The organism is Microcystis sp. M169S2 (genome assembly GCF_020245865.1).
Lineage (GTDB): Bacteria > Cyanobacteriota > Cyanobacteriia > Cyanobacteriales > Microcystaceae > Microcystis > Microcystis ichthyoblabe_A.
In genome coordinates this window covers 1-12,736 of the sequence record NZ_JADBUB010000051.1, presented here as the reverse complement: position 1 = coordinate 12,736, position 12,736 = coordinate 1, and the positions used below count along the sequence as shown (strand labels likewise).

Below are 12,736 nucleotides of genomic sequence, written 5' to 3'. Positions count from 1 at the left end.
TACTTCACCATTAAGATAACTGCTATAAGCTGATCTACTCTCAACCCTATACAAAAACACCATAAAAGCTAAAATAGATAGCTGACAGTGATTCTGAACACAATAGTAATATAGACTAAACCGCCTTGTATTATCGTCTTCTTCTTGATTTTAATACCCTAGAAAACCGGTTAATTGCCCTAACATCTGAACAAAGTCATTATCTTAAAAAAGTTGTTCGTTTAAAATCCCATGACCGTTTTATTGCCCTAAATGGACAAGGACAAGCGTGGTTAGCGGAAATAATTGATAATTCGGCCCATCTTTTAGAAGCGATAAACGAAACTAGCGAACTACCAGTACAAGTGAATTTAATGGTAGCAATTCCCAAAAATGGCTTTGATGATATCGTTCGCGCTGCCACCGAATTAGGAGTTTATCGGATTATCCCGCTGCTAACAGAACGCGGTTTAGTCAATCCTAGTCCTCAAAAAATTGACCGTTGGCGAAAAATTGCCCGGGAAGCTGTAGAACAATCAGAAAGACAGATTATTCCCATTATCGAAGAACCACAGTCATTTTTAGCCATCCTTAACCGGGGAGCTAACCCACAGACAACTTGTTATATTGGTGTTACCCGTAGAACAGTGGCCCCGCTACTTTCTCAATTACAAACATCAACCGAGATAACCATGGCCATCGGACCGGAAGGGGGATGGACGGAGACAGAAATAGAACAAGCAATCGCCGCTAATTTTCTACCTGTATCACTGGGAAAACGCATTTTGAGAACAATTACCGCTCCCTTAGTGGCTCTCGCTATCATTAACGCCTATTTAGACAGCTAATTGACTACAGTTTTTATGACCAAGACTAGCAATCGAGATAACTGAAATCCTTTCGCTTCTTAACTAGGGTTTGCGGCAAAAAGTTTTTTGTGGGGGCAGGGTGTGGGGTGTAGGGTGTAGGGTGTAGGGTTTTACCGGTTTTCAGGTGGTCAATTACCCAATTTTCAGGGAAAAAGTCCCGGAATTTTCCCCCTGCTCACTCCCATGCCCGGCACTTTTGGATTTCAAAAAAGTCTAGAAGTCTTATCCAACAAGGTTTTTAGATTTATTCAGCAAACCTTACCTAAAGCAAAAACTAGCAGCAGTTCCCCAGTGGTCAGATTTTCCCTTTTTTGTCGAATAGCACCCTCATCTTCCCCGAAAAAACTCGCCCTAGCGCAACTTTATGACCTCTAGTAGCCCTTCTAACCCCTCTTTTGACTGGTTTAACCCCTCGCCCCAGCAAGACAGCGATTTACTGGCACAAATCGGCTTTATCCCCGGTGTCAAAGAATTTCTCACCCTGCGACAGGTTCACGCCTTGGAACACGCCACCGTCTGGGTATTAAGCGAAATGGCTGCCCGTCGTCAATCGCCTTTTGACCATTCCCCCGCAGATAACGAGGCCCTGGGGGGACTCTCCACCGATAGGGGTTTTTATCTCTACGGACAGATTAATACAAATGAACTGCAAATTGCGGCCAAACAGGCTCTTCATCGTCTCAAAAATGGCGAGGGGCAATTGGCACTACATCCGCGTTGTGGCACCAATTTATCGGTAACTTTAGCCTTAACCGCTGGCTTAGTCTTAGGAACTCATCTTGTCTTCCCCAGAGGTCCGATTTCTCAGTTATTAGGCTTAGGTTTAGCCACTGCCACCGCTTTTCAAATCGGGCCAGATGTGGGAATGTCGGCCCAAAAATACCTGACTACGGCCATTCCTTTTAACTTAACAATCGTTAACATTGCACCAAAGGCAGACCTATGGGGACGTTCGGGGCATTTTGTCCAAACAGAGTGGCAAGATTTGCAATAAAACTTAAAGTAAAAACCCTTTCGGCAAACTCGCTCTGATTGTAACCTGTTAACTAAACCCTAAAAAAAAACACCTATGCCTGGAATCGAACGCGGAGCCAAAGTTAGAATCAAACGTAAAGAGTCTTACTGGTACAACGATGTAGGAACCGTAGCCAGTGTTGACAAAAGTGGTATCCTCTATCCCGTTATCGTCCGTTTTAACACTGTTAACTACCACGGTTTTAGTGGTAGCGCCGGTGGACTGAATACCAATAACTTCGCTGAAAGTGAATTGGAACTCGTTAAGGCTGCCCCCGCTAAGAAATAAAGCTGACTAAAATTCGGCCTATCCTCACCGACTGACTGACGGGAATTCTCTCTTGTTGGTCGGTTTTTTTTATAGCTATCAGTAATCAGTTATCAGTTAAGTAGTCGTGCAAAATAAATTTCCTAGTGAAAAAAGGCAAAAGGCAACAGGCAACAGACAACAGGCAACAGGCAACAGGCAAAAGCTTTATCGAAATGTGTAATTAATTTTGCTTAGGTAGTTATCAGTAATCAGTTCACTGTTTACTGTTTACTGATATTACATTTTGGGCGCATCGCTTGCGCGCCAACTATATAAAAACTGACTAACAAATTATCTAAAAGTCGCTTGAACCTTTAGCCAACAAGAGTTAATTAGTTTCATTATCCTAGATAAGTTTTTAAATACTTGACAAAATATATCAAATAATTTATGATATTAGATAGCCAAAAATCATGATAATGTGCCATCAACATAATCGGGTTTTAGGTGTTTAAAAATTAGTTTTTCAGTCATCAAATCTGGAATTTATGAGCATTTTAGAACTGATAGAAAAAAGACTAGAAGAAAACTTTGCCCTCCACGAACAATACCTAAACCCCCAGATGGTTAGGGTACTAAAAACGATCGGCTACGATCGCCACTACGTTAAAGCCGAAGGTGCTTACCTATTCGACAATCACGGGGAAAAGTATCTGGACTTACTGAGTGGTTTTGGTGTTTTCGCTCTCGGACGCAATCACCCCAAGATCGTGCAAGCTTTACAAGAGGTATTGACGGCAGCATTGCCCAATTTAGTCCAATTGGATGCTTCTATCCTAGCGGGATTGCTGGCGGAACGGTTAGCAGCGATCGCCCCGACCGGATTAGAACGAGTTTTCTTTGCTAATTCCGGCACAGAAACCGTCGAGGCTGCCATTAAATTCAGCCGCTACGCCACCGGACGCAGCAAAATTGTTTACTGTCAGGGAGGCTACCACGGGTTAACCATGGGTTCCCTTTCCGCCACTGGCGATCCCCATTATCGTGAGGGATTTGGGCCTTTTGTCGCCGATTTTAAGGAAATTCCCTTCGGTGATCTAGCTGCGCTCGAAAAAGCTCTAATTAACCAAGACGTAGCGGCTTTTATTACCGAACCGATCCAAGGTCACGGGGTGAGAATTCCTGAACCGAACTATCTCCCGGCGGCGGCTGCCCTTTGTCGTCGTTATGGCACTCTTTTTGTAGCCGATGAAGTGCAGACCGGTTTAGGCCGGACTGGCAAAATTTGGGCTGTAGAACATTGGGGGGTAGAACCAGACATTTTATGTGTTGCCAAGGCTCTTTCGGGTGGTTTTGTGCCAGTGGGAGCGGTTCTCTGTCGTCGCTGGATCTTCGATCGAGTATTCGATCGCATGGATCGTTCTGTGGTTCACGGTAGCACTTTTGGTAAAAATAATCTGGCCATGGCCGCCGGTATTGCCACTTTACAGGTGATTGAAGAGGAAAAATTAGTCGAGCGATCGGCCGTAATCGGTCAACAAATTATCGCAGAACTACGGCCCCTCGTAGATCAGTACGAATGTTTGCAGGAAGTGCGGGGATTGGGTATGATGATAGCCTTGGAATTTGCCGAGCCGAGCAGTTGGTCACTAAAAGCTGCCTGGAAAATGCTAGAAACCGCCAATAAAGGGCTATTTTCCCAGTTAATCGTCGTTCCCCTCTTTACGCGCCATCAAATCCTCTCCCAGGTTTCCGGCCACGGCATGAATATCATTAAGTTTATCCCCCCCCTCACCCTCTCCGATGAGGATTGCCGTTGGCTTGTCACCGCCGTTAAAGATGTGGTCGCTGATGCACACCGCTTCCCTGGGGCCGCTTGGGAATTCGGTAAAACCTTGGCCAGCCAAGCTATACGCCAAAAAACTGCCAAAAAATAGTTAATATGTCCAGTTTGTTTCATCCCCTCTGCGGTAGTAACCTTAGTACCCTATTACGTTTATTTTTGACCAATGGCGGCATCGATCGCCCCAATTTTGCCCCAGCAACCCTGGCGCTGGCAGTTACCCTAGCGCGACTGCCTTTTTCTACCCTAGAACGAATTTTGATGACAGGGTTTTATGAGCGCCGCGTGCAGGTAAAAGCACCCATTTTTATTGTCGGCTATTGGCGCAGCGGCACGACCCATCTGCACAATTTACTCGGTCAATCGGAGCATTTTGGCTATATTTCACCCCTAGCGGTGGGATTACCCTGGGATATCCTCGGTATCGTCCGCTTATTTCAACCGCTGCTAGAATTAGCCCTACCTAGCGATCGCCATGTGGATAACGTCGCTGTTACTCCCAATTCACCCCAAGAAGACTCGATCGCCCTGGCCAGCATGATCCCCCTTTCCTACTACCATGGTTTATACTTTCCCCAACGTTTTCAGTATCATTTCGAGCGAGGGGTTTTTTTTCAAGGCTGCAGCGAGAAAGAAATCGCCAATTGGCAACGTTGGCATACTCATCTATTAAAAAAAGTTTCCATCCATCAAAAAGACAAACAATTACTAATCAAAAACCCCGTTTATACGGCACACATCGCCAGATTGCGATCTATCTGGCCCGATGCTAAATTTATTCATATCTACCGCAATCCCTATCTAGTTTTTCCCTCAACCCGTCACTTTTTCACCCGCATCCTACCGGAACTAGCACTGCAACCCTACGATAATTTATCTATTGATGTCATCGAGCAAGCGATTCTGAAAAGTTATACCCCAATGCTTAATTCTCTCCTGGGAGATAGTGCCGATTTACCCGCCGATAGTTTTGTAGAAATTCGTTTTGAGGATTTAGAAAAAGACCCCCTAGCACAAATCGAGAAAATTTACGATCAACTGCAACTTCCCGACTTAAAAATAGCTATGCCTCGCTTTGAGAAATATATCAGCAGTCTGCAAGGATATAAAAAAAATAATTATCCCCCAGATGCAAAAGCGATCGAGTTAGTCGAATCCCATTGGCTGCCATTTATTCAACGTTGGAATTATTTTTAGTCATCAGCTTTTTCAGTTATCAGATATCAGTTATCAGTCATAATTCATAACTCATAACTCATAATTTAATATGAAATATCTTAAATTTATCTTTCTGGGTTTAGGTTTTGTTTTACTAGGGGTAATTTTACGCCAAACAAATCTGCAAGAAGTTTGGCAACAAATCACCCTAGTCGGTTGGTGGGGAATGACATTAGTGATTATTTTTTATTTCCTAGAATTTCTCACCGATGTTTTTACTTGGCAACTAACTTTTAAAAGTATGCCTATCCAACCTAGATGGACAATTCGCCTATTATTAATTTACATGGTAGGGGCAGCCTTTAATCGCGTGACTCCCTTCGCTTCGTTGGGAGGAGAAGGTTTTAAAGCAGTGATGTTAAAAACTCACTATCAGATTAGCTATAAAGAAACCAGTGCCTCGATTATTTTGACCAAGACGTTAAATACTGCTTCCCTTGTCTTCTTTGCAATTATCGGTTTTTTTCTGCTCCTAGCTTCCCCAAAATTTTCTAATTCTTTTAAAACTTTTACCGGATTAAGTCTTGCTATATTCTCCAGTTGTATTCTGATATTTTTCTTGATTCAGCGATTCCGTTTATCCTCCCGAATAGTTAATCGATTAGGTCATTCTTTTTTAGGCGATCGCCTAGCCAAACCTTTAGAAAATCTTCGCAGTGTCGATGATCGTTTAGGAGAATTTTACCGGAATCTGCCCCTATTTAGAAATGGCTTGATCGTCGGTTTTCTCAATTGGCCCCTCGGAGTTTTAGAAATCTATGTTTTAATGCAGTTTCTCCAACATCCGATCAGTTTTGCCGATGCTTGGTTATTTGATTCTGTTGCCCAATTGGTACGCGCTGGAACCTTTTTTATTCCCGCTAATATCGGTACTTTAGAAGGTTCTTTAGTGCTGCTGGGTGCTTCCTTAACCGGCAGTCTAGAATTAGGTTTAGCGATTTCTGTAATTCGCCGGGTTAAAGATATTCTCTGGATTATATTAGGTTTATTGATCTGGTGGTTATTTTCCCTAAGACCGACTTTACCCGATCGCTCTTCAAAATAATCTCAATCATACTAAATCCGTTGAGTATAGGTAACATATCAGGAGAGGCACTCACGTACTCATGTACTCATGCAAAAAGGGGAATAAATAATCAGTCTTTAATAACCAGATTTAGTATTATCAGTAACTTTTAAATTAGTACAAATATATGAACAACTGCGTGTAAGCATCCCACCGAAAAGCTAATGCGCGGGGGTTTGGGGGCGGCGCCACGCCCCCAACGGGGGGTTTGGGGGGTAGAACCCCCCAAAAGTCTGGATTGAGGACAAAAAATCTAGAAAGCACAGTTTTTAAAAATTCGCCTGGTTAAAGATATTCTCTGGATTAGCTTAGGTTTGTTGATCTGGTGGTTATTTTCCCTAAGACCGACTTTACCCGATCGCTCTTCAAAATAATCTCCATCAGTCAACTCCCGATTATTCATCCTGTAATTTTTCGCGTACATTGCGAACAATCCGCGATAATTCAGTCTTTTCATCGACGCTAATTTTAGTCGGAGAACCACTAATAATCCGCTCGTAATTGCGGAAAGAATCCTTGATATCCGCCCCGTCCTGACTGATAGTATATTCACGAATGCCTTTATCGTGCCAAGAACCGCGCATCTTAAAGACGTTAATCGCTCGCGACATTTCGCCACGAATTTCCACATACTGCAACATTAAAATCGTGTCGGTAATCGTAGAAATATGGGATTCAGTGATCGAGTGCGCTCCCATAAATTGGTCGGTAGTATTGGTGAAAAATCCCGTAATTTCCTCCTGTTTGGCGTATCCCGTCACCCCGATCACAAATTGCCGAAAAGCATTATTTGTCACCCCGCGAGCGAGCGCCGATAGAGAATCGATGGCAATGCGGGAGGGTTTAAATTCCGAGATTTCCGACTTAATCATCTGTAAATGGTCTTCCAATCCCGCCGATTCCGGGTAAGAACACAATAATTTTAATAATCCCTTGCGTTCCATCTCCTCAAAATCGATCCCCCAAGAAGAAGCATTTCGGGACAATTGGGCGCGAGATTCTTCATAAGCGAACAAAATCGCCCGCTCACCGCGCCTACAGCCTTCTTCCAGAAATTTACTGACTAAGAGAGTTTTACCCGTACCTGTTGCTCCTGTGGCCAAAATAATCGAATCCTTGAAAAAACCGCCTCCACACATATCATCAAGGGTTTTTACTCCCGAAGAAATGCGGACATTAGAAGAGCGCTGAGTTAGACGCATCGCACCGAGGGGGAAGATATTAATGCCATCATTGGTGATAGTAAAGGGATATTCCCCCTTCATGTGGGTTGTTCCCCGTAATTTGAGGATTTCTGCGGTTCTGCGTCGTCTTTCTCCCTCTAGGACGTTCCGCATAATTACCACATTATCAGAGACAAATTCCTCTACACCAAAACGGGCCACCGCTCCGTATTCTTCGATACGTTCCGTGGTCATAATTGAAGTCACTTCTAATAATTTTAACCGGGCCACGAGCCGAAAAATTTCTCGCCGCACAACTGAGACCGCTTCGTACTGCTGAAAAACGGCAGTTACAGAGTCAATTGATACCAGTTTGGCTTTATATTTGGTAATTGCGTATTGAATGCGCTCGATTAGGGCCGAAAGATCAAAACTACCCACCACCTCTTGACCTTCCGGATCTGGAGAAGCATCGAGAATAAATAATTTACCCTGGTCAATTAATTCTTCTAAATCCCAACCAAAACTATAGGCATTTTGGATAATATCGGTGGGAGATTCTTCAAAAGTAACAAACAGGCCCGGATAGTCAAAATACTTGATCCCGTGGTAGAGAAATTGCACAGCAAGCAGGGTTTTTCCCGTGCCAGAAGTGCCACTAACTAAGGTAGTTCGCCCCATGGGTAAACCACCGTGAGTGATCTCATCAAAACCTTCAATTAGAGTTCTAATTTTGCGAACACCTTTGGGTTTAATCGGTGGATTTGATTGGCTATTAGAGTTAGATTGAGTCATTATTTATCCAGCGAGTATTTAAAGAGTAGGATTTTTATCTAATTTTTCCACAGAAACATATCAAGCCTGACTAGACACTTTACACCATCTCGATTTCCATTGACTCTTGACTTTCCTATAGACGTACTAGATTACGCCCCGATCATTTCTCCTTCAATAAATATAACCCGTCTAATCACCTATGGCCAAAGACCTAGCTATCATTTTCTCGTTCACGAATTTCCTCGTACAGTAAGTCTAAACCGATCAGAACCTTCTCTCGATCGGACAAATCACCGATAATTTTCCGCACCGGGGGAGGGAGGACTTTCGCAAGGGTAGGAGTAGCAAGAATCTTGTCTTCCTCCGCTAGTTGTGGGTTTTTCAGCACGTCAATCACCTTGAGCGCATACACTCCCTGAAATTCCTCTTCTAGGATATTTTTCAGGGTTTTTAAGGCACGCACAGAGTTGGGTGTATTGCCAGCGACGTACAGTTTTAAAACATAGGTTTTTTTGAAGACGCTCATAGGTTAGGATCAAAGGGGCTGGGGATACGAGTTCATCGCTATTTATGGGGGGAGATTTTAGTCTATTCCCAATAATAAATCATAAGGGATATCCTCGCGAGGTATGGAACGACGATACATTTCCCCCAAGTGAGCAAGGATATCAATAAGGGCGAGACGATAATCTAGGAGAATTTCCTCACTTCTGCCTTCTAATTTTAACTGTTGGGAAAATTCGTCCATTAACTCCATGTGAATTTCCAGAATTTGCGACACCGAGAGATCGGTAAAAAAGACATTATTAACCAACTCGTCGATCGCTTGATTAATCGGATAATCCTGTTGGAAGTAATTTAAAATAATCTCCCGATAATCTGCTCTTACTTCCCGCAGTAATTCTTTTTTTTCCTCTGGGGCAAGATTGCGATAGAATAGCTGCGGGTTGCGTTTGTAGTAAACACCTAAATAGCCGAGTCTTTCTTTTAATTTTTCCGCTAAACGGCGCTGTTGTAGGAGGAGAAAACTGTGATTATTGGCCACGGGATTTGGTTGGTTAACAATCGTAGTCCGCTCGGAAAAAGAGCAGTTAGGAGCTAAATGGAGAAATCTAGCGATCGCTTGGTCGATGACGGCGGTGATGCTGTCTAATTCCTTGACGGTGATTTGTAATTCGGCACTATGATAGAGACAGGTGGGAGAGTCATTCGTTCCGGCAGTGATGTTTTTGTCAGCGACAATGATCACTACGGGCAGTAAAATCCCCGCTTCGTAGAGTTGATTAAAAGTCGGCTGTAGGGAAGGATGAGAGACCACCAGCAAACAATCGATTTTTTCCTTCTCTGCTTCGATATTAGCCAGTAATTCGCTAGAAGAAGACCCCAGGGTTAGATTATAGCGTTCATTAGCCAATAAAGCCGTCAAAGAATTAACCAGACCCAGGGGTGAACTCACCCCCGTTAAGGGTGAGTCCGTTGGGACAAAAGCATAAATAGTCAGTCTCGGAGGCAACGTTTTCTCACCCGCAAGGTAGATAGAAATTGACAAACAATAGGTTAGGCTTTCTCTGTTGAGAAGACAACCCCCCCCGCCATCAGCTAAAGGAAGTTAAAAGTTAACTTTGCTTTTTGGCAGTGGGTATCGTAGTTAATTGTAATCAATGGAGCGGTTCTCTAGATGAGCGAGCGTCATAATCAAGGTAAATTCAAGTTCTAGGACGACTAATAGTTTGGCCATCAGTTTGTTAATTATGCCCTAAAGTTACCGCCACCGCCCTCCCCAATTATCCCCATGCCTAGCGTTACCCTCAGTCTCCATCACTTTAATCAATCTGTCACTACCTGTGAATTAATTATCGACAGGGCCAGTCTTTGCGATTTAATTAACACGGGCAATCCAGAAGCGATCGTGGTGGTGGATGAGCGGTATTGTCCACTAGGACTGATTGAGAGTCAAGCCCTGATTGCTTACCTCCTCTATCAACAGCAGTACCCCGAAACCAGAAACCCCTCCTGCAACCGTCTCGATCTAAGCGGTTGGCTGCGTCCAATTATCCCTCTTAACTCGCGCATGGCCGTGAGTGAGTTTCTAGCCACCCTGACGGCAGAAGCGATCGCAAAAGCCCCTATTTTAGTCGATGCTCAGGGCAAACTGTTAGGACGCTTAGACACGGGCAAACTTCTGCAATTTTGTCTCGGGCGCTCGATTCTCGATGATCCTCCCCCGCAGCTCCGCATCAGCGATCGCATTACCCCCCCCCGCAGCGATCATCCTTTGGAATTTCTAGAACAATTACCGCTGCCGCTGCTGCTCTACAGTCCAGAAGCGGGAATTTTATACCAAAATCAGGCTTGGTGTCAACAAATCGGGGCAGCTTTCCCCGCTAATATCGATAACTCTGCCTTGGCTTTAGTTAATGACCCCTTAACCCTCCCATCCCCCACTCCCCCCCTGTTTCCCCAGCGTCTAGAAACGGTGACATCGGGTTTAACTAAGACTTGGCGCCTGTTGTCCGTGCCGTTAAATTTAACGGATAATTATCCTTTGATCGAGAAAGCTTCAGGACTATGGTTACTGTTAGCCACCGATATCACCGAACAACAGCAATATTGTCAGGAATTAGCGGTTAAAAATGCCGATCTGGTCCATTTAAATCGTCTTAAGGATGAATTTCTCGCCTGTGTTAGCCATGAGTTTAAATCGCCCCTCACCGCCGTTATCGGTCTCTCCAGTCTGCTGCGGGAACAAAAAATTGGTGAACTTAACCCCCGACAGTCCAAATATGCCGATTTAATCTATCGCAGCGGTCGCCAGTTGATGGCTTTGGTCAATGATCTCCTCGATTTAACCCGCCTAGAGACAGGACAACTACAATTAACTTTAACTAGAGTCAAAATCGATCGCCTCTGTCAACGGGTTTACGATATCATCGTCGATAAATATCCCCAACGTCTCGATCTCCCCAGCAGCTATCATCTTGACATCGAATCGGGGTTAGATTATGTTCTGGCCGATGAAGCCCGTTTACAACAGATGTTAGTGCATTTGTTAGATAATGCGGTGAAATTCACCATTGATGGCGGTAATTTGGGCATTAAAGTTAATCGTTGGGAAAATTGGCTGGCTTTTACCGTCTGGGATACGGGGATCGGTATTCCAGAAGAATCCCAGCATCTGATTTTTCAGAAATTCCAACAGCTAGAAAGTCCTTTCACCCGTCAATTTGAGGGTGCAGGTTTAGGTTTAGTCCTCAGCCAAAAATTAGCACGCTGTCACGGTGGCGATCTATCCTTTGTCTCCAGGGCCCGGGAAGGTAGTCAATTTACCTTACTGCTGCCGGTTCATCCCCAAGGTGCCGATCAGGAGTCCGCCACTCCCCAGCGTCTGGTGTTAGTGGTGGAAGCTAATCCCCAAGTGATCGAACAGTTTGTCGATCGCTTGAGTGAATTGGGATTAAAAGCCATTATCGCTCGTAGCGGCACTGAGGCGATCGAAAAAGCTCGTCAGTTAAAACCCCGTTGTGTTTTTCTCAATCCTAATCTACCCCTCTTGTCCGGTTGGGATGTGTTAACGCTGCTGAAATCCCATCCCCAAACCAAAGATATAAAAGTTATTGTCACCGCCGCCGATTCCGAGCGCAACCGCAGTCAACAGCAAGGGGCCGATAGTTTTCTGGTTCCGCCGATCACATCGGCTGCGCTGCAAGCTTGCCTGAATCTGACCGTTTCCCCTGTTCCTAGCCGCAAACGGCGCACTGCTCCGACTCTGCTGCGTTTACACGGTCATTATGCCCCCAATTTCTCCGATTTATCTTCCTTTAGCTGGATTTGGAATAATCAATTAGTCCGGGAAAATTATCGTTTTATCGAGGCCGATAGTTGCGAACAGGCGGAACTTTTAGCTACTGTCTGGGAGGTGGACGCTATCTTAATCGATAGTTCGATCACAGAGGATTTATACTCTTATCTACAAACCTTGAGCAAGTCGCAAACCCTCGCTAATTTACCCCTAGTCACCCTTGATGTGGCTGTCACCGAGGTGGCCAATCAAATCCCCGGTTTAGTCGTTTTTCCCTGTTTGGCCCCCCCAACGGAAAACCGCATTGAACAGCTATTAAAGGTAATCGAGACTGCTGATCTGGCTTTTTCTCGCCACAAAAAACGGTAAGGGCAAGTCAGGCAAGTCTTGGGAATACAAGCAATGTCGATGCTCTAGCCCGATTTTCCCCAGAAGTTGGCGCTAAAGCGTAACTACAAACCTTAACTCAACCTAGAGATTATTAACTCAATTTTCTCAAAAAAATCGACCAGCCGTTAGGTGAGAAAAAGAGAAGAACCGAGAACATTAACGCACCCTACAAATTAAGATGGTGCGTTACGGCGCGATCATAATTTAATTAGGGCTTGCTGAAAAAGTTTTGGTTCTTCCGAACTTACACTGTAGAAAATTCCCCAAGCTCCCTCTCTGTCCAGCAATGCTCTAAAGTTGATAAATATCAATCTAACAAAAACTCAAAGCCCTATTGTACAAACTTTACAAGCATGAGTTGTTGATAG

10 protein-coding genes are annotated in these 12,736 nt (G+C 44.3%); 7 read left to right on the top strand and 3 right to left on the bottom strand.

Annotated features, from left to right (window positions below; genetic code table 11):
• Positions 1–125 precede the first annotated feature (125 nt).
• The 6 genes from IM485_RS05765 (at position 126) to IM485_RS05740 (ending at position 6,218) form a co-directional block, all read left to right on the top strand.
• Positions 126–827, top strand: a complete 702-nt coding sequence (locus tag IM485_RS05765; RefSeq protein WP_287741862.1) for a 16S rRNA (uracil(1498)-N(3))-methyltransferase — start codon at positions 126–128, stop codon at positions 825–827.
• A 385-nt stretch (positions 828–1,212) separates the two neighbouring features.
• Complete coding sequence (locus tag IM485_RS05760) at positions 1,213–1,842, top strand: DUF6391 domain-containing protein (protein WP_104397673.1); 630 nt, start codon at positions 1,213–1,215, stop codon at positions 1,840–1,842.
• Positions 1,843–1,917: 75 nt separating this feature from the next.
• Entirely contained in the window at positions 1,918–2,151 is a 234-nt protein-coding gene (locus tag IM485_RS05755; RefSeq protein ID WP_002767446.1) for a photosystem I reaction center subunit IV, read from the top strand.
• A gap of 509 nt (positions 2,152–2,660) precedes the next feature.
• A complete protein-coding gene (locus tag IM485_RS05750) occupies positions 2,661–4,049 on the top strand; it encodes an aspartate aminotransferase family protein (protein WP_287741860.1) in 1,389 nt (462 codons plus the stop codon).
• A 5-nt stretch (positions 4,050–4,054) separates the two neighbouring features.
• Positions 4,055–5,152 (top strand): sulfotransferase family protein, encoded by a 1,098-nt coding sequence (locus IM485_RS05745; RefSeq protein WP_104397671.1) that lies wholly within the window; start codon positions 4,055–4,057, stop codon positions 5,150–5,152.
• Positions 5,153–5,222: 70 nt separating this feature from the next.
• On the top strand, positions 5,223–6,218 hold the full coding sequence (locus tag IM485_RS05740) for a lysylphosphatidylglycerol synthase transmembrane domain-containing protein (protein WP_104397670.1): 996 nt from the start codon (positions 5,223–5,225) through the stop codon (positions 6,216–6,218).
• Positions 6,219–6,634: 416 nt separating this feature from the next.
• Here the strand turns inward: IM485_RS05740 and kaiC are convergent, their stop codons facing one another.
• The 3 genes from kaiC to IM485_RS05725 all read right to left on the bottom strand — a co-directional run bounded on the left by kaiC (position 6,635) and on the right by IM485_RS05725 (position 9,692).
• A complete protein-coding gene (gene kaiC, locus IM485_RS05735; protein WP_002733602.1) occupies positions 6,635–8,197 on the bottom strand; it encodes a circadian clock protein KaiC in 1,563 nt (520 codons plus the stop codon).
• Positions 8,198–8,390: 193 nt separating this feature from the next.
• Positions 8,391–8,705: a circadian clock protein KaiB gene (gene kaiB / locus IM485_RS05730; RefSeq protein ID WP_002733742.1), complete on the bottom strand. Its 315-nt coding sequence runs from the start codon at positions 8,703–8,705 to the stop codon at positions 8,391–8,393.
• 57 nt (positions 8,706–8,762) lie between these two features.
• Positions 8,763–9,692 (bottom strand): circadian clock protein KaiA, encoded by a 930-nt coding sequence (locus IM485_RS05725; RefSeq protein WP_104397669.1) that lies wholly within the window; start codon positions 9,690–9,692, stop codon positions 8,763–8,765.
• Positions 9,693–9,971: 279 nt separating this feature from the next.
• Between IM485_RS05725 and IM485_RS05720 the strand changes: the two genes are divergently transcribed.
• The gene (locus IM485_RS05720) at positions 9,972–12,347 is read left to right on the top strand and encodes an ATP-binding response regulator (protein WP_104397668.1); all 2,376 of its coding nucleotides are present in this window, start codon (positions 9,972–9,974) and stop codon (positions 12,345–12,347) included.
• The last annotated feature ends 389 nt before the right edge of the window (positions 12,348–12,736 follow it).